Below are 24421 nucleotides of genomic sequence, written 5' to 3'. Positions count from 1 at the left end.
GATCACTGGTCCTTGTGGGAGAGAGCGCGGACGGTACGGGACGGGCTGGGCCGGTCCAGATGGGCGGCCATCCACACGCTGGTGGCGGTGAGACGGCCGAGGTCGACGCCGGTCTCGATGCCGAGGCCGTGCAGCATCCAGACGAGGTCCTCGGTGGCGAGGTTGCCGGTGGCGGACTTGGCGTACGGGCAGCCGCCGAGCCCGCCGGCCGAGGCGTCGATCGTGGTCACCCCGTGCTCCAGGGCCGCATAGGTGTTGGCGAGCGCCTGGCCGTAGGTGTCGTGGAAGTGCACGCCGATCATGTTGGTCGGCACGCCCTTCTCGTTGAGCAGGTTGAGCAGTTCGAGCACATGGCCCGGCGTGGCCACGCCGATCGTGTCGCCGAGGCTCAGCTCGTCGCAGCCCATGTCCCTGAGGGCCGTGCAGACGCGGGCCACCTGGTGGAGGGGGACTGCCCCCTCCCAGGGGTCGCCGAAGCACATGGAGACGTAGCCGCGTACGTGCACGCCCGCGTCCTTCGCCTGCCGGACCACCGGCTCGAACACGGCCAGCGACTCGTCCAGTGTGCGGTTGAGGTTGGCCTTGGCGAAGGACTCGGTGGCGCTGGCGAACACCGCGACCCGGCGGGCGCCGAGTGCCAGCGCGCGGTCCAGGCCACGCTGGTTCGGCACCAGGACGGGCAGGTCCACGCCGAGATCGGCGACCTGCCGGAACAGCTGCTCGGCGTCCGCCAGCTGGGGCACCCACCTGGGGTGCACGAAACTCGTCGCCTCGATCGTCGTCAGGCCCGCTTCGGCCAGGCGGCGGATGAACTCCGCCTTGACCGACGTCGGTACGGCCATCTTCTCGTTCTGCAGCCCGTCACGCGCGCCGACCTCGTGGATCCGCACCCGAGCGGGCAGGTCGGTGGCCGGTACGACCATGGGCAGTCCGTCGGCGGTCACTGCGCCACCACCCCTTCCTCGTCGTGTGGTGCGATCACGGCGAGCACCTGGTCCATGGCGACCGTCGTGCCCGGCGTCACGTCCAGCTCGGCGACCGTGCCGGCGTGCGGGGCGGAGATGACGTGCTCCATCTTCATCGCCTCGACCACCAGCAGGCTCTGGCCCGCGGCCACTTCATCGCCGACCGCGACCTTCACGACGGTCACCGTCCCGGGCATGGGCGCGGTCAGCGAGTCCGCGCCCGCGTGTCCGGACCGGGTGAGGGATGCGGCGACCGGGTCGTGGTCGCGCACGTGCCAGGCGTCGCCGTCCCGGCCCAGCCAGGTGCCGTCCGGCGCGGTGGCGAAGGTGTGGGAGACGCCGTCCAGCAGGAACGTGAACCGGTGCTCGGCGCCGGGCCGCGAGGTCACACCCCCGGACCCCCGGAGCGGCTCGTCCGCACCGGGCGGCAGCAGCTCCGTGCCGCCGTCCGGCGTGGTGCGCACGCGCACGGTCACCGGGTCGTGCCCCGGCACGCGCAGATGATGCGGCGTCCAGGCCCGCGTCCCGCCCAGGCGCCAGCCGTCGGCGGCGGCGAACGGGTCCGCCCGGCCGGAGCCGCCCGCGGGCGCGAGCGCGGTCTGCCGCAGCAGGGCCGCCGCCGCGTAGACCTCCGTGGGTACCCCCGACGGTGCGAGCTCGTCCACCACCCGCTCCACGAGCCCCGTGTCCAACTCGCCGGCCACGACCGCCGGATGCGCCAGCAGCCGGCGCAGGAAGCCCGCGTTGGTCTGCACACCCAGCGTGACCGTCTCCGCCAGTGCCGCCCGGAGCCTTCTGAGCGCCGTCGCCCGGTCGGGGCCGTAGGCGATCACCTTGGACACCATCGGGTCGTACAGGCTGCCCACCTCGGTGCCCTCGCTGAGCCCGGAGTCGGTGCGCACGCCGTCGCCCTGCGGCTCGTTCAGGAGCAGTACCGTGCCGCCGGAGGGCAGGAACCCGCGCGCGGGGTCCTCGGCGCAGATGCGGGCCTCCACGGCATGCCCGGTCAGCCGCACGTCCTCCTGCCCGAAGCCGAGCCGCTCCCCGGCGGCGACCCGCAGCTGCCACTCCACCAGGTCGAGTCCGGTCACCAACTCGGTGACCGGGTGCTCCACTTGGAGACGGGTGTTCATCTCCATGAAGTAGTACTGCGTCGGGTCCCCGCCCGGCACGATGAACTCCACCGTGCCCGCGCCCCGGTACCCGCAGGACCGGGCCGCCTGCACGGCCGCCTCGCCCATCGCCGCGCGGGTCCGTTCGTCCAGCAGGACCGAGGGCGCCTCCTCGATGATCTTCTGGTGCCGCCGCTGGAGCGAGCACTCGCGCTCGCCGAGGTGGACGACGTTCCCGTGGCCGTCGGCCAGCACCTGGATCTCGATGTGCCGGGGCCGGTCGATCCACCGCTCCACCAGCAGCGTGTCGTCGCCGAAGGAGGCGCGGGCCTCGCGGCGGGCCGCGGCGATCTCCTCCTCCAGCACGGTCATGTCCCGCACCAGTCGCATGCCCTTGCCGCCGCCCCCGGCCGAGGGCTTGAGCAGCACGGGCGCGCCCAGTTCGCGGGCCGCCCCGGCGAGGTCGGGATCACGGCCACCCGGCACCACCGGAACCCCGGCCGCCTGCACCGTCTCCTTGGCGCGGATCTTGTCGCCCATGAGCGCGATCGCGTCGGCGGGCGGGCCGATGAAGACAAGCCCCGCCTCCTCGCACGCGCGCGCGAAGCCCGCGTTCTCGGCGAGGAAGCCGTAACCGGGGTGCACGGCCTGGGCGCCGGTGCGGGCGGCGGCCTCCAGCAGCCGCTCGACGGACAGATAGCTCTCGGCCGCGGGCGCCGGCCCGATCCGCACCGCCGTGTCGGCCTCCCGGACGTGCCGCGCGTCGGCGTCGGCGTCGGAGAAGACCGCCACCGAGCGCACGCCCAGCGAGCGGAGCGTACGGATGACGCGTACGGCGATCTCGCCCCGGTTGGCGACCAGCACTGTGTCGAACACGGTTCCCCTCCTCACATCCGGAAGACGCCGAACTGGGGCTCTCCCAGGGGCGCGTTGGCGCAGGCCGTCAGGGCGAGTCCGAGCACCTGACGGGTTTCCAGCGGGTCGATCACGCCGTCGTCCCAGAGGCGGGCGGTGGCGTAGTAGGCGTTGCCCTGGCGCTCGTACTGCGCCCGGATCGGTGCCTTGAAGGACTCCTCGTCCTCGGCGGGCCACTCCTGGCCGCGCGCTTCCAGCTGGTCGCGCTTGACCGTGGCGAGGACGGACGCGGCCTGCTCGCCGCCCATGACGGAGATCTTGGCGTTGGGCCACATCCACAGGAAGCGGGGGGAGTAGGCCCGGCCGCACATCGAGTAGTTGCCCGCGCCGTACGACCCGCCGACCACCACGGTCAGCTTCGGCACGCGCGTGCACGCCACCGCCGTCACCATCTTGGCGCCGTGCTTGGCGATGCCGCCCGCCTCGTAGTCCTTGCCGACCATGAACCCGGAGATGTTCTGCAGGAACACCAGCGGGATGCCGCGCTGGTCGCACAGCTCGATGAAGTGGGCGCCCTTCTGGGCGGACTCGGAGAAGAGGATGCCGTTGTTGGCGACGATGCCGACCGGGTGGCCGTGGATGCGCGCGAAGCCGGTGACGAGCGTCTGCCCGAACTCGGCCTTGAACTCGGCGAACCGGGAGCCGTCGACCACGCGCGCGATGATCTCGCGGACGTCGTAGGGGGTGCGGGAGTCGACCGGGACCGCGCCGTACAGGCCGTACGGATCCACCTTCGGCTCGACCGCCGGCAGCACCTCCCAGGGCAGGGACCGCCGGGCCGGGAGGGTGGCGACGATGTTCCGGACGATCCTCAGGGCGTGCGGGTCGTCCTCGGCGAGGTGGTCGGTGACACCGGAGACCCGGGAGTGGACCTCGCCGCCCCCCAGCTCCTCCGCCGTGACGACCTCACCGGTGGCGGCCTTCACGAGCGGCGGACCGCCGAGGAAGATCGTCCCCTGGTTGCGGACGATCACGGCCTCGTCGCTCATCGCCGGGACGTACGCCCCGCCGGCCGTGCACGAGCCGAGGACGGCCGCGATCTGCGGGATCCCGGCGCCGGACATCCGGGCCTGGTTGTAGAAGATCCGCCCGAAGTGGTCCCGGTCGGGGAAGACCTCGTCCTGCATGGGCAGGAAGGCGCCACCGGAGTCGACCAGGTACACACACGGCAGCCGGTTGTCGAGGGCCACCTCCTGGGCGCGCAGATGCTTCTTCACGGTCATCGGGTAGTACGTGCCGCCCTTGACCGTGGCGTCGTTCGCGACGATCACGCACTCGCGTCCGCCGACCCGGCCGATGCCGGCGATCACCCCGGCCGCCGGGGCCTGGCCGTCGTACATCCCGTCGGCCGCGAGGGGGGCCAGCTCCAGGAACGGCGACCCGGGGTCGAGCAGTGTGTCCACCCTGTCCCTGGGCAGCAGCTTGCCGCGCGCGGTGTGCCGGGCCCGCGCCTTCTCGCCGCCGCCGAGCGCCGCCGCGGCCAGCTTGCCGCGCAGCTCCTCGACGAGCGCGAGATGAGCCTGTTCATTGGCCCGCCAGGCCTCCGACGCGGGATCTGCCGCGCTCCGGAGCTCCGGTGCCTCCTGCATCCTGCGGTCCCCTCACCGGTGATCGAACCTGTTGGTCGAACGAGTTAATGAGCGTTAACCATTTCCTCCAGGTTAACGACCGCTAACCTCGCTGTCTAGAATTGCCTGCATGGTCACCAGAACCGACGCCCCGACCCGCCGCGAGCAGATCCTCAAGGAGGCCGCCCGGCTCTTCGCCGAGCGCGGCTTCCACGGCGTCGGTGTCGACGAGATAGGCGCTGCGGTCGGGATCAGCGGCCCCGGTCTGTACCGGCACTTCCCGGGCAAGGACGCGATGCTCGCCGAGCTGCTGGTGGGCATCAGCGGCCAGCTGCTGACCGGGGCCAAGCGGCGCCTGGCGGAGGCGGACGGCCGGATGGGCGCCTCCGCCGTCCTCGACTCCCTCGTCGAGGGCCACATCGACTTCGCCCTGGACGACCGTCCCCTGATCACCTTGCACGACCGTGAGCTGGACCGCCTCCGCGACAGCGACCGCAAGCTGGTCCGCCAGCTCCAGCGGCAGTACGTGGAGCTGTGGGTGGAGGTGGTGCGCGAGGTCTATCCGGGCCTGTCGGAGCCCTCGGCCCGCTCGGCGGTCCACTCGGTCTTCGGCCTGCTGAACTCCACGCCGCACCTGGGCCGGGCGGGGACCCTGCCGGGGCGGGGGGCGACGGCGGCGCTGCTGCACCGGATGGCGCGGGGGGCGTTCGAGGCGGCGGGGGAGGGCTGAGGGCCCACCGCAGGTCCGGCGCCCGGTCTGCCGACCCGCGTTCCCGGTCTCGTCCTGCGTCCGCTGACGTCCGGGGGCGCCGAGGTCCGCTTCGGGTTGCGCGTGTGGGTGAGCGGGCGGCCTCGTCGCCGCCGATCGGCCGCGCCGGGCCACGGGCTGCCGGCTCGACCGCACCCGGACCTGCGCCGGCCGGGTCGCGGTGGTCTGTGCGGCCCTGCTCGCCACGCGCGCGTGCTGGCGGCACCGGGGTGTGTGTGGGCATGGCCCTGTGGGTGCCGTCTCCCTGCCGGCCCGGTCTGCCGACCCGCGTTCCCGGTCTCGTCCTGCGTCCGCTGATGTCCGGGGGTGCCGGGGTCCGCTTCGGGTTGCGCGCGTGGGTGAGCGGGCGGCCTCGTCGCCGCCGATCGGCCCTGCCGGGTCACGGGCTGCCGGCTCGGCCGCACCGGTGTCCAGCCGGGCCGCGGCGCCCCGTGTGGCCCTCCTCGCCCACGCGCGCGTGCTGGGCGCCGTCGAGGTGCCTGTGGGCATCGCGCCCTGTGAGTGCCGTCTCCTTGTCGCCGGAGTGACCTGTATCTCTGGACGCCTGGCCGTACTCGCCGGTATCTTCGAGTCTGAGCAAGCGCTTAGACAGGTACGTGGAGGTGGGCGGCGTGCGCCGTACGGTGTTCAACGAGGATCACGAGGCGTTCCGGGAGACCCTGCGCGCCTTCATCGAGGCCGAGGTCGTCCCCGTCTATGACGAGTGGTTCGCCGCCGGCCAGGCGCCGCGCGACTTCTACTACAAGCTCGGCGAGCTGGGCGTCTTCGGCATCAGCGTGCCCGAGGAGTTCGGCGGCGCGGGCCTGGACAGCCACAAGTTCGAGGCCGTCATCTACGAGGAGACCGCCCGCGCGGGCGTGAACTTCGGCGGCTCCGGCGTGCACGTGCTGCTCGCCCTGCCGTACATCAAGATGCTCGCCACCGACGAGCAGAAGAAGCGCTACCTGCCGAAGTTCGTCAGCGGCGAGGAGATGTGGGCCATCGCGATGACGGAGCCGGGCACCGGTTCCGACCTCGCGGGCATGAAGTCCACGGCCAAGCTCTCCGACGACGGCACGCACTACGTCCTCAACGGCGCCAAGACCTTCATCACCGGCGGTGTCCACGCCGACCGCGTGATCGTCTGCGCCCGCACCGCCGCGCCGACCGCCGAGGACCGCCGCCACGGCATCTCCCTGTTCGCCGTGGACACCAAGTCCGAGGGCTACTCCGTCGGCCGCAAGCTGGACAAGCTCGGCCTGAAGACCTCCGACACCGCCGAGCTGGCCTTCGTCGACGTCAAGGTCCCGGTCGAGGACCTGCTCGGCGAGGAGAACAAGGGCTTCTACTACCTCGGCCACAACCTGGCCTCCGAGCGCTGGGGCATCGCCTTCGGCGCCTACGCGCAGGCCAAGGCCGCCGTCCGGTTCGCCAAGCAGTACGTCCAGGAGCGCACCGTCTTCGGCAAGCCGGTCGCCCACTTCCAGAACACCAAGTTCGAGCTGGCCGCCTGCCAGGCCGAGGTGGACGCCGCCGAGGCCGTCGCCGACCGCGCCACGGAGGCCCTCGACGCCGGTGAGCTGACCCCCGCCGAGGCCGCCAGCGCCAAGCTGTTCTGCACCGAGGTCGCCCACCGCGTGATCGACCGCTGCCTGCAGCTGCACGGCGGCTACGGCTACATGAACGAGTACCCGATCGCCCGCCTGTACGCGGACAACCGCGTCAACCGCATCTACGGCGGCACCAGCGAGATCATGAAGACGATCATCGCCAAGGACATGGGCCTGTAAGGGCCGTGCGACCGGGCGCGGTCACCGGCTGGTACCACCAGAACCCATGAGTCAGGCACTCCAGGATCTCCTCGATCTGCTCGACCTGGAGCAGATCGAGGAGAACATCTTCCGCGGCCAGTCCCGCTCCGCCGTCGTCCCCCGCGTCTTCGGCGGGCAGGTCGCGGCGCAGGCGCTGGTCGCCGCCGGGCGGACGGTCCCCGCGGACCGTCCCGCCCACTCCCTCCACGCCTACTTCCTGCGCCCGGGCGACCCCGGCGCGCCGATCGTCTACACCGTCGACCGCATCCGCGACGGCCGTTCCTTCACCACCCGCCGCGTGGTCGCCGTCCAGCACGGCAAGCCGATCTTCCACCTCTCGGCGTCCTTCCAGACGTACGAGGAGGGGCTGGAGCACCAGGCGCCGATGCCCGCCTCGCCCGATCCGGCGACCCTGCCCACCTCGCAGCAGCGGCTGCGCGGCTACGACCACCTCGCGCCCGAGGTCGTCGAGCGGTTCCTTCAGGCCCGGGAGGCGATCGACCTCAGGTACGTGGACGAGCCGCCGTACGGGCGGTTCGGCGCGCCCCGCGAGCCGCACAGCCAGGTGTGGTTCCGCACCAACGGCAAGCTCGACGACGACCCGTTGCTGCACGTCGTCCTCGCCACCTATGTCTCCGACATGACCCTCCTCGACTCCGTGCTGCTCGCGCACGGCCGCGGCGGCTGGGCCGTAGGGGATGTCGTGGGCGCCTCCCTGGACCACGCGATGTGGTTCCACCGGCCCTTCCGTGCCGACGAATGGCTGCTGTACGACCAGGAGTCGCCGTCCGCGCACGGCGGCCGGGGCCTCGGCCAGGCCCGTATTTACACGCAGGACGGCCGGCTCGCCATCACGGTCATCCAGGAGGGCGTGGTCCGCGTCCCGCGCTGAGCCCTTGGCGGATCCGTCCTTCCCGGGGTGCCGCGTACCGTGTTACGCCAGTCCGGCCTCGGCCAGCAGATACGCCGTCAGGGGGTCGTAGTGACGCGGGCTGACCACATGGTCGTCGAGCGGTACGGCGACCTGCAGGGTGCCCTCGGACTCGGCGAGGAACAGCGCCGGGTCGTTGGAGTCGGCGTACCCGACCGCGTCCAGGCCGTGCTGTCCGGCGTACCCGGCCCAGCCGTGGTCGGCGACCACCAGGTCCGGCAGCGGGCGGCCCTCCCGCTCAAGTCCCGTCAGAACGGCCCGCATCGGCTCACCCGAGTGGGTGTGCCACAGTGTCGCCCCGTGCTCCAGCACGGCCACGTCCGCGAACTGCATGACGTACCCCTCGTCCGTCTGCAGCCCGTCCGGGATGACCACGATCTCGCAGCCGGCGGCGCGCAGCGCGGCGGCCGTGCTCCGGTGCACGTCCAGCAGGCCGCCCGGGTGACCGGTCGCGAACAGCACCCGCTGCTGCCCCTCGGCCGCCTTGCGCAACCGCGCCGCCATTCGCTCCAGCGCGTCCACGGTCAACTCGGGGTCGATCGTGTCCTGCCCGTACCGGTACTCGGGATCGTCGCTGACCCCCACCCGCTCGGCCATCACCGCGAGCACGTCCTGCTCGTCCGTCCAGCGCTCGCCGAACTCCAGGCCGAACCAGAAGGCGCGGACACCGTTGGCGAGCTGGCGGTAGTGGGAGAGGTTGTTCTCACGGGGTGTGGCGACGTCCCCCGCGATACGGGTCCTCACCAGGTGGTCGACGAGCTGGGCGCGGCTGGGTGTCCCGGATATCGGCATGCCTCCCATTGTGGGGCAGCGCACTGCGGGCGTCCTCGGCGTATCGCCCGGTGGGACGCGGCTCACCCGCCGGATCAGCCCTGTCGCAGCGCGAACCACAACTCCATGCGTACGTCCGGGTCGTCCAGGTCGGCGTCCAACAGGGCGGCGCAGCGGGCGATCCGCTGCCGCACGGTGTTGCGGTGCACGTCCAGCGCCACCGCCGTACGGTCCCAACTCCCGTGCAGGGACAGCCAGGTGCGCAGGGTCTCAGCCAGCTCGGGCCGGCCGGCGAGCGGCGCGAGTACGGCCCGGGCATGCGCCTCGGCGTCCGCCCGCGGCACCAGGGTCTGCCACCCCGGCCGGGTGCCGTGCCGGACCAGCGGGGTGCGGGTGGCGCGGGCCCGGGCGAGGGCACGGGCCGCCTGGGCGTCGGCGTCCGCCCACTCCCGCGGCGTGACGGCGGCGCTCACCCCGAGCGTCCAGCCGGCCTGCGGCTCCGGTACCCGGCCGCCCGGCACCAGCACCCGTACGACGTCATGGGCGAGGTCGACCAGCGGTGACACCAGGGCGGCGCCGAGCGCGGAGGCGGCGACGGCGTCCGGGAGCTGCCCCTCGGGCCGGGCGTGTACGACGACCCAGCCGCCCTCCCCCAGCAGCGGCGCGACCGCCTCCGGCGGGGCACCGAGCAGCAGCCGCACCAGCGCCGAGGACCGCGCCGCCCCGGCACCGCTGTGGTGCTCCCCGGTCAGCAGCGACAGCAGCACCGCGGCGACGGAGGCGATGGTGTGGTCCGCGGGCTCCCGCCGAGCGCCGGCCACTCCGAGTACGAACCCGTCACCGGCACCGAGAGCGTAGACGGCGAGGTGCGCGGAGCCGCCGGTGTCGGTGGCGGAGGTGGGGAGCGGACGGGAGGGGGCGGGGGCCGCGTCTGCGCCCGGTGCGTGCGGGGCCGCCTCGGGTGCCGGGTCGCCGGTGGCGCGTACGACCGTCGCCAGTTCGGCCAGTGCGTCGCGTACCTCGTCGGCCGGGTCGCGGCCCGCGGCGGCGAGGGCCGTGCCGTCCGGGCCGTAGAGCACCGCGTGGCCGGAGAGGTGCTGGGCCAGGCGGCGCAGCACCGACGGCACCGGGTCCGGGCGGGCGGCGGCCGAGGCGAGGCCCTGCTGGGCCTCCGTGACGCGGCGCAGCTCGGCGAGCCGCTCCTGCGCCATCAGCTGCCACACCGCGCGGGCCACCCCCGAGAAGGTGGTCTGGGGCGGGACCTCCAGCAACGGCAGCCCGTGGCGCTCGCAGGCGGCGGCCAGCGCGCGCGGAACCGTGTCGTGGACCGGCGCCAGGCCGAACCCCAGGGCGGCCCCGCCCGCGGCCACGATCCGCGAGACGTAGTCGTCGAAGTAGGTGCCCGAACCCGCCGCCTCCGGGACGTGCACCCCCGCCGTGAGCAGCAGCTCGCCGCCCAGCAGGTACGGGTACGGGTCGGCCATCTCCGAGGTGTGCGCCCAGTGGATCACGAGGGAGGGATCGGACGGGCCCGCGATCTGCCGTAGACCGAGATCCTCGCGGGCGAGCAGTGCCGACAGCGGTACCGGTGGGGTCGGTGGGACCGCTGGGGTGATCGTCTCCGGCATGGTGTGCTTTCCCTCCATCCCGCCCCGTCCATATGGATGAAACGTACACTTCGCAGTCGCTTTCCGGCCACCTAGTGTCAAGTCAGCACGGCAGCCGCGGGTACGGGCGGATGTCCTCGCGAGCCGCTGCCGTCCGTCCCCACTGCATCTGCACGACACGCCACCGGACAGTGCGCGAAGGAGGGCCCCGTATGGCCGTCGACTACACAGTGATCGTCGTCTATCTCGCCGGCATGCTGGCCATGGGCTGGTGGGGCATGCGCCGCGCCAGGTCCAAGAGCGATTTCCTGGTGGCGGGCCGCCGCCTGGGGCCGGCCATGTACTCCGGCACCATGGCGGCGATCGTCCTCGGCGGCGCCTCCACCATCGGCGGCGTGGGGCTGGGATACCGGTACGGACTGTCCGGCGCCTGGATGGTCTTCACCATCGGCCTGGGGCTCCTCGCGCTCTCCGTCTTCTTCTCCGCCCGCATCGCCCGCCTGAAGGTCTACACCGTCTCCGAGATGCTGGACCTGCGCTACGGCGGCCGGGCCGGGGTCATCTCCGGCGTGGTCATGTGGGCGTACACCCTCATGCTCGCCGTCACCTCGACCATCGCCTACGCCACGATCTTCGACGTCCTCTTCGACCTGAACCGGACGGTCGCGATCATCCTCGGCGGCTCCATCGTCGTCGCCTACTCCACTCTCGGCGGCATGTGGTCCATCACGCTGACCGACATGGTCCAGTTCGTGGTGAAGACCATCGGCGTGCTGCTCCTGCTCCTGCCGATCGCCGTCGTCAAGGCGGGCGGCTTCGCCCAGATGAAGGCCGAGCTGCCGGCCTCGTACTTCGACCCGCTGGGCATCGGCGGCGAGACGGTCTTCACCTACGTCCTGATCTACACGTTCGGCATGCTGATCGGCCAGGACATCTGGCAGCGCGTGTTCACCGCCCGCAGCGACAGGACCGCCAGGTGGGGCGGCACGGTGGCCGGAACCTACTGTCTGGCCTACGCCCTCGCCGGCGCGGTGATCGGCACCGCCGCCAAGGTGCTCTACCCCAAGCTGGGCAGCCCCGACGACGCCTTCGCCACCATCGTCAAGGACGAACTGCCCGTCGGCGTGCGCGGCCTGGTCCTGGCCGCCGCCCTCGCCGCCGTCATGTCCACCTCCTCCGGCGCCCTGATCGCCTGCGCCACGGTCGCGAACAACGACATCTGGTCGCGCCTGAAGGGTGCCGTGCGGCGTGACGGCGACCAGCACGACGAGGTCGCGGGCAACCGCGCCTTCATCCTGATCATGGGCGTGGCGGTGATCGGTACGGCGATCGCCCTGAACAACGTGGTCGAGGCGCTGACCGTGGCCTACAACCTGCTCGTCGGCGGCCTGCTGGTCCCCATCCTCGGCGGCCTGCTGTGGAAGCGCGGCACCGTCCAGGGCGCGCTGGCCTCCGTGATCGTCGGCGGCCTCGCCGTGATCGGCCTGATGGCCGGCTACGGCATCCTCGCCAACGAGCCGGTCTACTACGGCCTGCTCGCCTCCCTCGCCGCCTACCTCGCCGTCTCCCTGGCGACGAGGCCCACCGACGAGACCGTCCTCGCCGTCTGGCGCGGGCGCCTCGCCGGACAGAACCCCGAACTCGTGTCCGAACCGGTCCCGGCTCCCCAGTAGAGTCGTAGGGAAAGCAGTACATGCGCGATGAAGCGCAAGAAAGAAGGCAATTCACCATGAGCAGCAACGAGACGCCCCGCGGCCCTGTCGACTCCTCCCGCATCCCGCGGTACGCCGGACCCGCGACCTTCGCCCGGCTGCCCCGCCTGGACGAGGTCGGCACCGCCGACGTCGCCGTCGTGGGCGTGCCGTTCGACTCCGGCGTCTCGTACCGGCCGGGCGCCCGCTTCGGCGGCAACGCCATCCGCGAGGCGTCCCGGCTGCTGCGCCCCTACAACCCGGCGCAGGACGCCTCCCCCTTCGCCCTGGCGCAGGTCGCCGACGGCGGCGACATCGCGGTGAACCCGTTCAACATCAACGAGGCCGTCGAGACGATCGAGGCGGCGGCGGACGAGCTGCTCGGCACGGGCGCCCGCCTGATGACCCTGGGCGGCGACCACACCATCGCACTGCCCCTCCTGCGCTCGGTCGCCAAGAAGCACGGCCCGGTCGCCCTGCTGCACTTCGACGCGCACCTGGACACCTGGGACACCTACTTCGGCGCCGAGTACACGCACGGCACCCCGTTCCGCCGCGCGGTGGAGGAGGGCATCCTCGACACGTCGGCGCTGTCGCACGTGGGTACCCGCGGCCCCCTGTACGGCAAGCAGGACCTCACCGACGACGAGAAGATGGGCTTCGGCATCGTCACGTCCGCCGACATCTACCGCCGGGGCGCCGACGAGGTCGCCGACCAGCTGCGCCAGCGCATCGGCGACCGCCCGCTGTACATCTCCATCGACATCGACTGCCTCGACCCGGCCCACGCGCCCGGCACCGGCACCCCCGAGGCCGGCGGCATGACCTCCCGCGAGCTGCTGGAGATCCTGCGCGGCCTGGCGTCCTGCAACCTGGTCTCGGCGGACGTCGTCGAGGTGGCGCCCGCGTACGACCACGCCGAGATCACCTCGGTCGCGGCCTCGCACACGGCCTACGAACTGACCACCATCATGAGCCGCCAGATCGCGGCGGCCCGCAACGCCTAACTCTCCTTAGGGGACCGAGAGCAGTGACTCACGACCACGACCTGGTACTCCGCCCTACCGAGGCACAGCAGGAGGCCGCGCTGAACCCTCCCCCGGGCCGCAACGGCGGAGACCTGGTCGTGGAGACCCTGGCCGGGCTGGGCGCGACGACCGTCTTCGGCCTGCCCGGCCAGCACGCCCTCGGGATGTTCGACGCCCTGCGCCGCTCCTCCCTGCGGTATGTCGGTCTGCGGGTGGAGAACAACGCGGGCTTCGCGGCGGACGCGTACGGCCGGGTCACCGGTGAGGCGGCCCCGCTGCTCCTCTCGACCGGCCCGGGAGCCCTGACCTCCCTGGCCGCCCTGCAGGAGGCCGCCGCGGCCTCGGCCCCCGTACTGGCGATCAGCAGCCAGATCCCGACCGCCGGCCTGGGCGGCGGCCGTCACGGCTACCTCCACGAACTCCCGGACCAGGCCGCATCCTTCCGGGGTGTGGTCAAGTCCGTCCACACGGTCCGCACCCAGTCCCAGATCCCCTCCGCGATCGCGGCGGCCTGGAAGTCGGCGCTGACGGCACCGCACGGCCCGGTGTGGGTGGAGATCCCGCAGGACGTGCTGCTGGCTCCGACCGCGCTGCCGGTGGTGACGGCGCCGGACGCGACCCCGGAGGACCTGGTCCCGCGCCCCGAACTGACGGCGGTGGCGGCCGACTTGCTGTCGCGTGCGGCCCGCCCGGCGATCATCGCGGGCGGCGGGGTCGTACGATCCGACGCCTCGGGAAAGCTGCTGCAGCTGGCCGAGAAGCTGGACGCGCCGGTCGTGACGACGTTCGGCGGCAAGGGCGCGTTCCCCTGGGAGCACCCGCTGTCGCTCCGGTCCTGGCTGGAGGACCGCCACACCACGGACTTCCTGGAGGACGCGGACGTCCTGCTGGTGATCGGCTCGGGGCTCGGCGAACTCTCCTCCAACTACCACACGTTCAAGCCCCGCGGCCGGGTCGTCCAGATCGAGGCCGACCTCGGCAAGCTGGAGTCCAACCACCCGGCACTGGGCATCCACGCGGACGCCCGGCTGGCGTTGCAGGCGCTGCTGGAGACGGTGGAGGAGCGGACGGACGAGTCGGCGCCGAGGCGGGTGCGGGAGCTGCTGGAGAAGGTGGCTTCCCGTATCGCCTCCCAGGAACTCGCCCTGGAACAGGAGGTACTGGGGGCCGTCCGCCGCGCCCTGCCCGCCGGTGCCCCGTCCTTCTGGGACATGACGATCCTGGCGTACTGGGCCTGGTCCGCTTTCGATCCCCGCGGTGCGAACGCCATGCACTCCGCGCAGGGCGCAGGCGGCCTCGGCTACGGCTTCCCGGCGGCGCTGGGCGCGGCGGCGGCCGACCCGACCCGCCCGGTGCTGGCGGTGTCGGGCGACGGCGGCGCGCTGTACTCGATCGCGGAACTGGCGACGGCGAAGCAGTACGACCTGCCGGTCACCTGGCTCATCGTCGACGACGGCGGCTACGGCATCCTCCGCGAGTACATGACGGACGCCTTCGGCCGGGCGACGGCGACGGAGCTGACCCGCCCGGACTACGTGGCCCTGGCGGAGTCCTTCGGCGTCCCCGGGGTCCGTACGACCCCGGAGACCCTGGAGGAGGACCTGGCGAAGGCGCTGTCCGCGCCCGGACCTTCGGTGGTCGTACTCCCGGCGGTCCTGCGGATGTTCGCGCCGACGCACCTCACGGCGTGATCCGGGACCGCCGGATCCGCGGGTGCCTCAGTGGCACGTGCTCGACGTGCTGATGTACACCTGCGTCGGGTGCGCCGAGCCGAAGGACCAGCCCTGGCCCGGCTTCATGCAGATCGTGGGGTAGTCGGAGAACTTCACGTAGGCCACGTCGTCGTGCCGGGTGTTGACCGCGCCCTTCGCCTTGCGGCTCGCGCCGAGGGTCTGCCAGTAGCCGGTGTCCTTGAACTTCCCCGTCATCGTGTTGCCGTTGTAGAAGCACACGTACGGATACGGGCAGCTGGGGCGGGCCGCGGTGGACGCGGATGCGGTCTGCGCGGACAGGGCCAGGCCGCTGCCGGCCATGGCGCACGCGGTCAGGACGGCTGCGGTCGCGATACGGAATCGCATGGACGCTCCTTGGGTTCGGTTGCCTGAGGCGGCCCGCCCCACCCCCGTGAGGGCGGGCCGCCGGGTGCCTTGGGGCGGTGCGGGGTGGACCGCACCGCCCGTCGTGCAGCACCGACAGTGCAAGCCGAGTCCAGGACGGGGCCAGACCCGCCGGACAGGTGCCGCCGACGCGGGACGTCCCACCCTCCGACCTGTGGAAACGCCGTGCGCCATGAGGCACTGGCGGGACGCGGGAACGTCCCCCGAGGCGGCCGAAACCATGCGCTCACACGGCAGGCCACGGGAACCGGGCGCTCTTTGTGGGGCATCCTCCTTGCGGGGAGCTGCAACAGACATGGGGTGGAGCATGTCTCGTTGGAAACAGTTGCCGGACTCGCTCGACCCGCGAGTGCGGCAACTCGCCGTACAGATGCGCCGTATCAAGGACCACAGCGGTCTGAGCCTGCAGGCACTGGCCGCCCGGACGGGCTACAGCCGTGCCTCCTGGGACCGCTACCTCAACGGCCGTTCCTTACCGCCGCAGGAGGCGGTGGCCGCGCTGGCCCGCGCCTGCGACATGGACCCGGCCCGGCTGCTGGCCCTGCACGAGGTGGCCGTGGCGGCGGGGGGCGGGGGCGGCCCGGGGCGGCCGGCGGATCCGGAAGCGGACGCGGATCCGGACTCCGGTCCGGTCGGGGAGGAACCGGCGGGCACGGACCAGGAGAAGGGCGTACGGGGGCGGAAGGTGCTCGCCGCCGTACTGACCTCGGTCCTGCTCGTCACCGCGGTGGTCGTCCTGCTGGTGGCCGCGCCCTGGCACGGCGGACCGGGGCGGACCGACGGCCGACCGGCCCCGGCACAGGCCACGGCATCGGCCTCGGGGGCGGAGACGGAGTCGGGTGCGGGAAAGGGGGCGTTCGTGTTCCGGGCCGGCAAGGACTACCCCTGCAGGGTGCACCGGGCCCGGGACGGGCTGCTGTACGCGGGGTACAGCACGACCCGTGTCGGCCTGATCGGCAAGGGATCCGCACAGTGGTCCGTCGTCGAGGCACAGTGCCTGCTGCGCCACCACGGCCTCTCGCCGGGGCTCGCCGACGGCGCGTTCGGCTCCCGCACCGAGCGTGCGGTGGAGCGGTTGCAGGAGGGGGCGCACCTGCGCGTGGACGGGGTCGTCGGCGAGGACACCTGGGGGGTGCTGCGGAAATGACGTCCGGCGACCGGGCGGTGGAGTGCGAGCGGCTGGCGGAGGCGCTGCGCGGGCTTCGGGCCCGGACCGGGCTGAGCCTGGCCGCACTGGCCGCGAAGACGCCGTACAGCAAGTCGTCCTGGGACCGCTATCTCCGTGGCGGGACCGTTCCGCCCCGGCAGGCCGTGGCGGAACTGTGCGAGCTGGCGGGCGAGGACCCGGGCCGACTGGTCGCGCTGTGGGAACTGGCCGACGCGGTGTCGAGCGGGCGTGCGGACGGCGGGCGTGTGGTCGGCGGGCGTGTGGCCGGCGGGTGTGCCGCAGGCGTGGCCGCGCCCGGTGGGCGCCCGCTCACGGAGGTGCCGTCGCCCGCTGCGTCCACGGCCGGGACTCTCCCGCCCGAAGAGGGCGAGCGCCCGTCCGGGCGGCCGTCCCGGCGCCTGATCGCCGGAGCCGTGGGTGGGGGGCTCGCGGTCGTCGCGGTCGTCGTGCCGTTGCTGCTCACCGGCGCCTTCAGCGGGTCCGGCCCGGGCCCGCGCACCCCGCGCTCGGCGTCCCCCTCCGTGCTGGTGCAGGGATGCCACGGCAGTGGCTGCACGGGCAAGGACCCTGAGACGTACGGCTGCGGAGCCGCCCCCGTGCCGGTGACCCTGGGCCGGCAGAGCTTCCCGGGGCCGACCGTGGTCAAGATCCGGCACAGTACCGCCTGCGGTGCGGTGTGGGCGCGGATCGACCTCGGGAAGGTGGGGGACCGGGCGGAGATCCTCGTACCGCATCACGCGCCGTGGCGCATCCAGGTCAAGGACCGGTACGACGCCAAGGACTCCCTGTCCACCCCGATGGTCGCCGCCTCCCGGTCCGACCTGGACCACGTACGCGCCTGCCTGGTACGCGACGGCGAACGGCACTGCTTCGGCACGCAGGGGTAGCGGCGCGTCCGCGGACGTTCGTCGTTCCTCAGGCGTTCCCGTCCGGTGCCAGGACCGCGGCCGCCAGATGGTCGCGGAACCAGCGGTGGCCGGGGTCGGCCGCGTTGCGGGGGTACCAGGCCATCCCGAGGTCCAGGGGCGCCGGGTCGAGGGGGACCGGGAAGGTACGCAGGCCCGGCGCGGCGATGGTGCCGGGGAGCCGGTCGGGCAGGGTGAGCGCGACGAGGTCGGTGTCCCGGGCCAGCATCAGCGCGGCCGTGTAACCGGGCACGACCACCGCGGTCCGGCGCCGCAGTCCGAGGTCCGCGAGCGCGCGGTCGATCGGCCCGGTGCGCTTGCCGAGCCGGGAGACAGCGATGTGGTCGGCCGCGGCGAAACGGCGGGCGTCGATCCGCCGGCCGAAGAGGGGATGACCGCTGCGGGCGACACCGACCAGGTGCGCGCGCCTGAGTTGCCGGGTGTGGACCTCGGGATCCAGATGGTCGAGGACGCCCAGTTCGACGTCGACCAGCCCCTGCCGGCCCGGCCTGACGACAGCTCCGCACGTTTGCCGCGGGCGGTGCTCCAAGTGATGCGGTGCGTGACGGCGGTGAAGGACGGCACGCTGTACGCATCGGTCGTCCAGCAGCCGGAGCAGTTGGGAGGATCGCCGTGGACGACGCCCTGAAGGCGGTTCAGGGCAAGAAGGTGGAGCCGACGGTGAAGGTGCCGGTGAAGGTGGTCACGAAGGACGACGTGGCCGGTTTCAGCGGCTGACACGGGGAGTCGCGGGGAGTCATGGGGAGTCACGGGATGTACGACTACGACCTGCTGGTCGTGGGTTCGGCCAACGCCGACCTGGTGATCGATGTCGAGCGGCGGCCGGCCGCCGGAGAGACGGTGCTCGGCGGCGACCTGGCCGTCCACCCCGGCGGCAAGGGCGCCAACCAGGCGGTCGCCGCCGCCCGGCTCGGCGCGGACACGGCCCTGCTGGCTCGGGTCGGCGACGACGGCCACGGCCGGCTGCTCATTGACTCCCTGCGCGCGGCCGGCGTCGACCCGGTCGGCGTGCTGGTGGGCGGGGCGCCGACCGGCGTGGCACTGATCACCGTGGACCCGTCCGGGGACAACAGCATCGTGGTGTCGCCGGGTGCCAACGCCCGGCTCGCCCCGGCGGACGTCCGCACGGCGGTGAGCCTGTTCCTGGCCTCCCGGGTGGTGTCGGCGCAGCTGGAGATCCCGCTGGAGACGGTCGTGGAGGTCGTACGGAACCTGTCCCCGGACAGCCGCTTCGTGCTGAACCCCTCCCCTCCCCGGCCCCTGCCCACGGAGGTGCTCGCGGCCTGCGACCCGCTGATCGTCAACGAGCACGAGGCGCGGGTGATCCTCGGCGACGCCTGTGTGAGCGAGGCGCCGGCGGACTGGGCGCGGCTGCTGCTGGCCAAGGGCCCGCGCTCGGTGGTGGTGACGCTGGGCGCGCAGGGCGCGCTGGTGTGCGACGGCTCCGGGGTGACGCGGGTCGAGTCGGTGAAGGTGGACGCGGTGGACACCACGGGGGCCGGGGACGCGTTCACGGCCGCGCTGGCCTGGCAGCTGGGCGCGGGTGCCCCGCTGGCCGAGGCGGCGGCCTACGCGGCCCGGGTCGGCGCGGCGGCCGTGACGAAGCGGGGCGCGCAGGAGTCGTATCCGACGGCGCAGGAGGTCGACACCCTGTGAAGAAGGCGGGGATCCCCAACCGCCCTCCGGCGGGGCTCTCGCCGAGTCGGGACACGAGGGCGGGGTGCTGGTGTGCGACGCGGGACGCCGATCCCGCACGGGCCGCGCGTGGTGGACCCGGCGTTCCGCGCCGGACGCGTTCTTCTAGCGCCCTGACGCGTGAGGACCGTCCAGGACGATGCCCCAGGCGTCGCCCTTTCCGAGCCGCACCGTGAGTTCCTGGGTACGGCGCGGGCCGGAGAAATGGAGAACCACGTCCTGGCGTACGGAACCCTCGTCGAGGAAGTCGGCGGTCACCTCGGCGCGGGCCGCCTCGCCGTAGGCCTTGACCCAGGCGCGGGCCGCCGGGCCCGCGTCGCCGTCCTCGCAGTTCAGTGCGGCGAGGCCGTCGGCGTCCTTGTCGGCGAGCCGCCAGACGACCTTCTGGACCGTCTCCAGACTGCCCGTGCTGGGGTGGCCCGTCACCCGCAGCGGACGGTGGTTCGCGTAGTCCGTCTGGTAGTCAAGGCTGTCCTGTCCGCGCGAGCAGGCCGTCAGAGCGGCACCGAGGACGACCGAGACCGCGGCGGCCCGCATCAACTTCGGCTGCACGGTCAGCTCCTCGGCTCGGGGCGCGGGTGATCACGCGCTCGATGTGGTTCCACTGGTACATGACGCTGTCACCCGGCCGGGCGTTCCCCCACCGAGCCGTGCGCCTCTGCTCTCCGCGACCCGCTTGACGTCCCGCAGGGATTCGCTGAGCCTCCGGGCGAGGTAGCGGAGTTCTTCCCCGGTCAGCCGCTGCTCGGCGAGGAGTTCGGCCGCGTGGTCCAGCAGGCCGCCCGCCATGTCGAGTTGCACGCTCTCGATCTGGTCCGCGAGCCGGGAGACGTAGCCGGTGCCGTCGCCCACGAGGTAGCAGGGCTTGCCCTCCGGGCCGGTCCAGGGAAGCAGGCGCTCGTTCATGCGTAGGTCTCCACCTGGTCGAGGTACGGGCGGACGAGTGGGCTGTCGGGCCAGGAGACGTTCATGCCGACCTGCTTTCTCACCTGCGGTGACTGCGTTCTGTGGTGAATCACTCACAGAGTGGGTTCGGTGGTGGCTACGCTTCTAGGGGCGGGGACTTGACAGCGCCTTTGTCAGGAACGGGAGTTGGCCGGATGAGCGTTGAGGGCAGGCCGCGGACGCCGCGCGAGAAGTACGGGGAGGAGCTGAGGCTGCGGCGGATCGCGGCTGGGCTCACTCAGGAGGATCTGGGCGAGCGCGTGGTGTGCTCACCGACACTGATCAGCCACTACGAGGCGGGGAGGAGGCTTCCCAAGCCGGATGACGCGCGGCGGATCGACCTGGCGCTGGAGACGGACGGGTTCTTCGAGCGTTGGCTGGAGGATCTGGAGTCGAAGTACACCGATCACTTCGCCGCTGTCGCCGAACTGGAGCAACAGGCCACGCTGATCCACCAGTTCGCGCTGTCGCTGGTGCCCGGCATTCTGCAGACCGACGACTACGCGCGTGCCCTCTTCTGCGCCTACCGGCCGAATTACACAGCCGAGGAACTTGACGAGTTCGTCGTCATCCGAACAAAACGCCGCCGCATCCTCGACGGACCGTCGCAGCCGGTCGTCTGGACGTTGCTGGACGAGGCCGTCCTGCGTCGCCGCGTCAGCGGCCCACAGGCCATGGCGGAACAACTGCATAGGATCGCGGACCTGGCCGAGGCAGGGCGGCTGCGTCTGCACGTTCTGCCGTACGGCGTAGGGGCACACGCGCTCATGCAAAGCCTGCTCACCCTCATGAGCTTTCAGGACTCCGCCCCGGTCGCCTACGTCGAGGGCTTCCTGACCGGCAACCTGATGGATGACCCAGCCCTGGTGAGTGCCTGCCAGGCCGCCTACGCTCTGGCCCTGAGCGACGCGATGTCGCACAGGCAGTCACTGGCCCTCGTCAGGGCGGCAGCAGAGGAACACGTACATGTTCAGCAGTGAGCACACCGTCAACGACTCGTCCACGCTCACCGAGTGGTACAAGTCCAGCTACAGCGGCGGCGACCAGGGTGAGTGCCTCGAAGTCGCCCGCGGCCACGCCGTCGTCCCCGTCCGCGACAGCAAAGCCGTGACCGGTCCGGCCCTGCTCTTCCCGGCGGACAGCTGGCGGTCGTTCGTGACCGCCGTCAAGGAGGGCCGGATCTCCGGCCGTGGACGGTAGGGCGAACCCGGCCCGACCCGGTGCGCGGGCCGGGCCGCGGACTACCGGCGGATCACCTGCTCGACGAACCGCGCCGCCGTCTCCGCCAGCACCTCCCGGCCGTCCCTGGCCCACAGCTGCTCGCTGAAGAGCTCGACCTCGATCGGGCCGGTGTAGCCGGCCGCCTCCACGTGGCCCTTCCACTCCCGCATGTCAATCGCGCCGTCGCCGATCTGGGCGCGGCCGTTGAGGACGCCCTGCGGCAACGGGGTGATCCAGTCGGCGAGTTGGAAGGCATGAATACGGCCGCCCGCGCCCGCCCGGGCGATCTGCGTCGGCGCCTGGTCGTCCCACCAGACGTGGTACGTGTCCACGGCGACGCCGACCTGGTGGGCCGGGAAGCGTTCGGCGAGGTCGAGGGCCTGGGCCAGGGTGGAGACCACACAGCGGTCGGAGGCGTACATCGGGTGCAGCGCCTCCAGGGCGAGACGTACGCCGTGCTGCTCGGCGCAGGGGCCCAGTTCGGCGAGGGCGTCGGCGATCCGCTCGCGCGCTCCGCGCAGGTCCCGGGAGCCCGCGGGCAGGCCACCGGAGACCAGGAGGAGGGTGTCCGTGCCCAGGGCCGCCGCCTCCTCGATCGCTCGCCGGTTGCCGTCCAGGGCGCGGGAACGCTCCGCAGGGTCGATCGCCGTGAAGAAGCCGCCCCGGCACAGCGAGGTCACCGTCAGGCCCGTGTCCCGGACCAGCTTGGCGGTCCTCTCCAAGCCGAACTCGTGGACCGGTTCGCGCCACAGGCCGACCTGACCGATGCCCAACCGGCGGCACGAGTCGGCGAGTTCCGGCAGGGACAGCTGCTTCACCGTCATCTGGTTGATGCTGAAACGCCCGAGATCGGTCACTGGTCCACCCCGTACAGGGACAGCAGGTTCTTCATCCGCTCCTCCGCGAGCTTGGGTACCGGGAACAGGCCGAGGCGGTCGGCGAGTTCGTAGGCGCGCGCCAGGTGCGGCAGGGAGCGGGCCGACTGGAGGCCGCCGACCATGGTGAAGTGCGACTGGTGGCCCGCGAGCCAGGCGAGGAGGACCACGCCCGTCTTGTAGAAGCGGGTCGGGGTCTGGAAGAGGTGGCGGGACAGCTCCACCGTGGGGTCCAGCAGCCCCCGGAAGCCGGTCACATCCCCCGTGTCCAGGACCCGTACCGCCTCCGCCGCCAGCGGGCCCAGCGGGTCGAAGATGCCGAGCAGGGCGTGGCTGAAGCCCTGGTCGTCGCCCGCGATCAGCTCGGGATAGTGGAAGTCGTCGCCGGTGTAGCAGCGCACGCCCTGCGGGAGGCGGCGGCGCAGGTCGGTCTCGCGCTGCGCGTCCAGCAGGGAGACCTTGATGCCGTCGACCTTGTCGGGGTGGGCCGTGATGACCTCCAGGAAGGTGTCCGTCGCCGCATCGAGGTCGGCCGAGCCCCAGTAGCCCTCCAGCGCCGGGTCGAACATCGGGCCCAGCCAGTGCAGGATCACCGGCTCGGCCGCCTGGCGGAGCAGATGGCCGTAGGTCTCCTGGTAGTCCTCGGGACCGGAGGCGGCCGAAGCCAGCGCCCGCGACGCCATCAGGATCGCCTGGGCGCCCGACTCCTCGACCACGGCCAGCTGTTCCTCGTAGGCCGCGCGGATCTCCGTCAGGGATCCGCCCGCGATCTGGTCGGTGCCGACCCCGCAGGCGATCCGGCCGCCCACGCTGTGAGCCTCGGCCGCCGACCGGCGGATCAGTTCGGCCGCGCCCGCCCAGTCCAGGCCCATGCCGCGCTGGGCGGTGTCCATCGCCTCGGCGACGCCGAGTCCGTGGGACCACAGGTGGCGGCGGAAGGCGAGGGTGGCGTCCCAGTCGACGGCGGCCGGGGAGTCGGGGCTCGTGTCCGCGTACGGGTCGGCGACGACGTGGGCCGCCGAGAACACCGTACGGGAGGTGAAGGGGATGCCCGGTGTCACCGTCAGCGGTTCGGTGCGGGGCTCGTAGGCCCGGGAAGAACCCCCTTGGAAGTCCGGCAGTCGGATGGTCAAAGCGTGATCTCCGGTACGTCGATGCGGCGGCCCTCCGCCGAGGACTTCAGGCCGAGTTCGGCGAGCTGGACGCCGCGGGCGCCGGCCAGCAGGTCCCAGTGGTACGGCGCGTCGGCGTGGACGTGCTTGAGGAACAGCTCCCACTGGGCCTTGAAGCCGTTGTCGAAGTCCGTGTTGTCCGGCACCTCCTGCCACTGGTCGCGGAAGACCTCGGCGGCGGGGACGTCCGGGTTCCAGACCGGCTTGGGGGTCGCCGACCGGTGCTGCGCCCTGCACTTCCTGAGCCCGGCCACCGCGGAGCCCTCCGTGCCGTCGACCTGGAACTCCACCAGCTCGTCGCGGTTGACCCGGACGGTCCAGGAGGAGTTGATCTGGGCGATCGCGCCGCCCTCCAACTCGAAGATGCCGTAGGCCGCGTCGTCCGCCGTCGCGTCGTAGGGCTTGCCGTCCTCGTCCCAGCGCTGCGGGATGTGGGTGGTGGCCAGCGCCTGGACGGAGGTCACCCGGCCGAACAGCGCGTGCAGGACGTATTCCCAGTGCGGGAACATGTCGACAACGATGCCTCCGCCGTCCTCGGTGCGGTAGTTCCAGGACGGGCGCTGGGCGGGCTGCCAGTCGCCCTCGAACACCCAGTAGCCGAACTCGCCGCGGACGGAGAGGATCCGGCCGAAGAAGCCGCCGTCGATCAGCCGCTTCAGCTTCAGCAGGCCCGGCAGGAAGATCTTGTCCTGGACGACCCCGTGCTTGACGCCCTTCTCGTGGGCGAGCCGGGCGAGCTCGAGGGCGCCCGTCAGTCCCGTCGCCGTCGGCTTCTCGGTGTAGACGTGCTTGCCCGCGGCGATCGCCTTCCTGACCGACTCCTCGCGGGCGGAGGTGACCTGCGAGTCGAAGTAGAGGTCGACGGCGGGGTCGGAGAGGACCGCGTCCACGTCGGTGGACACGTGCTCCAGACCGTGCCGGTCGGCGATCTCCCGCAGCGCGCGCTCGCGGCGGCCCAGCAGGATCGGCTCCGGCCACAGCACGGTGCCGTCGCCGAGGTCGAGGCCTCCCTGCTCGCGCAGGGCGAGGATCGACCGGACGAGGTGCTGGCGGTAGCCCATGCGCCCGGTCACGCCGTTCATCGCGATACGCACCGTCTTGCGTGTCACGTCAGTTCCCTTCGCCGGCATGGACACACGTGCAGCAAGCGCTTTC

23 protein-coding genes are annotated in these 24421 nt (G+C 72.3%); 11 read left to right on the top strand and 12 right to left on the bottom strand.

Going from position 1 to position 24421, the window contains the following annotated elements; translation table 11 throughout:
- Positions 1-2: 2 nt before the first annotated feature.
- Genes ACZ7GZ_RS04575 through ACZ7GZ_RS04565 form a run of 3 tightly spaced genes read right to left on the bottom strand, consistent with a single transcriptional unit; the run spans position 3 to position 4581 of the window.
- Positions 3-944 (bottom strand): hydroxymethylglutaryl-CoA lyase, encoded by a 942-nt coding sequence (locus ACZ7GZ_RS04575; RefSeq protein WP_471020908.1) that lies wholly within the window; start codon positions 942-944, stop codon positions 3-5.
- Positions 941-2953 (bottom strand): acetyl/propionyl/methylcrotonyl-CoA carboxylase subunit alpha, encoded by a 2013-nt coding sequence (locus ACZ7GZ_RS04570; RefSeq protein ID WP_471020906.1) that lies wholly within the window; start codon positions 2951-2953, stop codon positions 941-943. Before ACZ7GZ_RS04570 ends, ACZ7GZ_RS04575 begins: the two co-directional genes overlap by 4 nt.
- Before the next feature lie 11 nt (positions 2954-2964).
- A complete protein-coding gene (locus ACZ7GZ_RS04565; RefSeq protein ID WP_471020904.1) occupies positions 2965-4581 on the bottom strand; it encodes a carboxyl transferase domain-containing protein in 1617 nt (538 codons plus the stop codon).
- A gap of 109 nt (positions 4582-4690) precedes the next feature.
- On the opposite strand from ACZ7GZ_RS04565, the gene ACZ7GZ_RS04560 reads away from it, so the two are divergent.
- From ACZ7GZ_RS04560 to tesB, 3 genes are all read left to right on the top strand, one after another.
- Positions 4691-5290, top strand: coding sequence for an SACE_7040 family transcriptional regulator (locus ACZ7GZ_RS04560; RefSeq protein WP_471020903.1), 600 nt, complete (start codon positions 4691-4693; stop codon positions 5288-5290).
- Positions 5291-5940: 650 nt separating this feature from the next.
- Positions 5941-7098 carry an acyl-CoA dehydrogenase family protein gene (locus tag ACZ7GZ_RS04555; protein WP_471020902.1) on the top strand — a complete coding sequence of 386 codons (1158 nt, stop codon included), beginning with the start codon at positions 5941-5943 and terminating at the stop codon, positions 7096-7098.
- Between the two features lie 46 nt (positions 7099-7144).
- The gene (gene tesB, locus ACZ7GZ_RS04550; RefSeq protein ID WP_471020901.1) at positions 7145-8011 is read left to right on the top strand and encodes an acyl-CoA thioesterase II; all 867 of its coding nucleotides are present in this window, start codon (positions 7145-7147) and stop codon (positions 8009-8011) included.
- Positions 8012-8053: 42 nt separating this feature from the next.
- On the opposite strand, the gene ACZ7GZ_RS04545 is transcribed toward tesB, so the two are convergent.
- Both ACZ7GZ_RS04545 and ACZ7GZ_RS04540 read right to left on the bottom strand, forming a co-directional pair.
- Complete coding sequence (locus ACZ7GZ_RS04545; protein WP_471020900.1) at positions 8054-8842, bottom strand: phosphatase; 789 nt, start codon at positions 8840-8842, stop codon at positions 8054-8056.
- A 74-nt stretch (positions 8843-8916) separates the two neighbouring features.
- Positions 8917-10467: a PucR family transcriptional regulator gene (locus tag ACZ7GZ_RS04540; protein ID WP_471020899.1), complete on the bottom strand. Its 1551-nt coding sequence runs from the start codon at positions 10465-10467 to the stop codon at positions 8917-8919.
- Between the two features lie 173 nt (positions 10468-10640).
- Here ACZ7GZ_RS04540 and ACZ7GZ_RS04535 point away from each other — a divergent pair, with 173 nt between their 5' ends.
- The 3 genes from ACZ7GZ_RS04535 to ACZ7GZ_RS04525 are packed head-to-tail and all read left to right on the top strand — an operon-like array spanning position 10641 to position 14838.
- Positions 10641-12101 carry a sodium:solute symporter family protein gene (locus ACZ7GZ_RS04535; RefSeq protein ID WP_471020898.1) on the top strand — a complete coding sequence of 487 codons (1461 nt, stop codon included), beginning with the start codon at positions 10641-10643 and terminating at the stop codon, positions 12099-12101.
- Positions 12102-12157: 56 nt separating this feature from the next.
- Positions 12158-13126 (top strand): agmatinase, encoded by a 969-nt coding sequence (gene speB / locus ACZ7GZ_RS04530; RefSeq protein WP_055706451.1) that lies wholly within the window; start codon positions 12158-12160, stop codon positions 13124-13126.
- A gap of 23 nt (positions 13127-13149) precedes the next feature.
- A complete protein-coding gene (locus tag ACZ7GZ_RS04525) occupies positions 13150-14838 on the top strand; it encodes a thiamine pyrophosphate-binding protein (RefSeq protein WP_471020896.1) in 1689 nt (562 codons plus the stop codon).
- A 27-nt stretch (positions 14839-14865) separates the two neighbouring features.
- Here the strand turns inward: ACZ7GZ_RS04525 and ACZ7GZ_RS04520 are convergent, their stop codons facing one another.
- Positions 14866-15225, bottom strand: a complete 360-nt coding sequence (locus ACZ7GZ_RS04520) for a hypothetical protein (protein ID WP_471020895.1) — start codon at positions 15223-15225, stop codon at positions 14866-14868.
- 346 nt (positions 15226-15571) lie between these two features.
- Here ACZ7GZ_RS04520 and ACZ7GZ_RS04515 point away from each other — a divergent pair, with 346 nt between their 5' ends.
- Together ACZ7GZ_RS04515 and ACZ7GZ_RS04510 are read left to right on the top strand one after the other, a co-directional pair.
- Positions 15572-16411: a helix-turn-helix domain-containing protein gene (locus ACZ7GZ_RS04515; RefSeq protein WP_471020894.1), complete on the top strand. Its 840-nt coding sequence runs from the start codon at positions 15572-15574 to the stop codon at positions 16409-16411.
- Positions 16408-17319 (top strand): helix-turn-helix domain-containing protein, encoded by a 912-nt coding sequence (locus tag ACZ7GZ_RS04510; protein WP_471020893.1) that lies wholly within the window; start codon positions 16408-16410, stop codon positions 17317-17319. Before ACZ7GZ_RS04515 ends, ACZ7GZ_RS04510 begins: the two co-directional genes overlap by 4 nt.
- A 28-nt stretch (positions 17320-17347) precedes the next feature.
- On the opposite strand, the gene ACZ7GZ_RS04505 is transcribed toward ACZ7GZ_RS04510, so the two are convergent.
- Entirely contained in the window at positions 17348-17887 is a 540-nt protein-coding gene (locus ACZ7GZ_RS04505; protein WP_471020891.1) for a LysR substrate-binding domain-containing protein, read from the bottom strand.
- Between the two features lie 224 nt (positions 17888-18111).
- Between ACZ7GZ_RS04505 and ACZ7GZ_RS04500 the strand changes: the two genes are divergently transcribed.
- Positions 18112-19014, top strand: coding sequence for a ribokinase (locus ACZ7GZ_RS04500; protein ID WP_471021238.1), 903 nt, complete (start codon positions 18112-18114; stop codon positions 19012-19014).
- A 144-nt stretch (positions 19015-19158) separates the two neighbouring features.
- Here ACZ7GZ_RS04500 and ACZ7GZ_RS04495 read toward each other — a convergent pair whose 3' ends face one another.
- Together ACZ7GZ_RS04495 and ACZ7GZ_RS04490 are read right to left on the bottom strand one after the other, a co-directional pair.
- Complete coding sequence (locus ACZ7GZ_RS04495) at positions 19159-19605, bottom strand: hypothetical protein (protein ID WP_471020890.1); 447 nt, start codon at positions 19603-19605, stop codon at positions 19159-19161.
- Positions 19606-19635: 30 nt separating this feature from the next.
- A complete protein-coding gene (locus ACZ7GZ_RS04490) occupies positions 19636-19959 on the bottom strand; it encodes a hypothetical protein (RefSeq protein WP_471020889.1) in 324 nt (107 codons plus the stop codon).
- Between the two features lie 194 nt (positions 19960-20153).
- On the opposite strand from ACZ7GZ_RS04490, the gene ACZ7GZ_RS04485 reads away from it, so the two are divergent.
- Positions 20154-20978: a helix-turn-helix domain-containing protein gene (locus tag ACZ7GZ_RS04485; RefSeq protein ID WP_471020886.1), complete on the top strand. Its 825-nt coding sequence runs from the start codon at positions 20154-20156 to the stop codon at positions 20976-20978.
- Positions 20965-21198, top strand: a complete 234-nt coding sequence (locus ACZ7GZ_RS04480; RefSeq protein WP_471020885.1) for a DUF397 domain-containing protein — start codon at positions 20965-20967, stop codon at positions 21196-21198. The genes ACZ7GZ_RS04485 and ACZ7GZ_RS04480 overlap by 14 nt, the downstream gene beginning before the upstream one ends.
- 41 nt (positions 21199-21239) lie before the next feature.
- On the opposite strand, the gene ACZ7GZ_RS04475 is transcribed toward ACZ7GZ_RS04480, so the two are convergent.
- Genes ACZ7GZ_RS04475 through ACZ7GZ_RS04465 form a run of 3 tightly spaced genes read right to left on the bottom strand, consistent with a single transcriptional unit; the run spans position 21240 to position 24375 of the window.
- The gene (locus ACZ7GZ_RS04475) at positions 21240-22043 is read right to left on the bottom strand and encodes a sugar phosphate isomerase/epimerase family protein (RefSeq protein ID WP_471020884.1); all 804 of its coding nucleotides are present in this window, start codon (positions 22041-22043) and stop codon (positions 21240-21242) included.
- A 29-nt stretch (positions 22044-22072) separates the two neighbouring features.
- Positions 22073-23227: a dihydrodipicolinate synthase family protein gene (locus tag ACZ7GZ_RS04470; RefSeq protein ID WP_471020882.1), complete on the bottom strand. Its 1155-nt coding sequence runs from the start codon at positions 23225-23227 to the stop codon at positions 22073-22075.
- Positions 23224-24375, bottom strand: coding sequence for a Gfo/Idh/MocA family protein (locus ACZ7GZ_RS04465; protein WP_471020881.1), 1152 nt, complete (start codon positions 24373-24375; stop codon positions 23224-23226). The genes ACZ7GZ_RS04470 and ACZ7GZ_RS04465 overlap by 4 nt, the downstream gene beginning before the upstream one ends.
- Between the last annotated feature and the right edge of the window lie 46 nt (positions 24376-24421).

Source organism: Streptomyces sp. NPDC037288, from assembly GCF_055603265.1.
The sequence above is the reverse complement of the archived record's forward strand: the minus strand, read 5'-3'. Positions and strand labels throughout refer to the sequence as shown.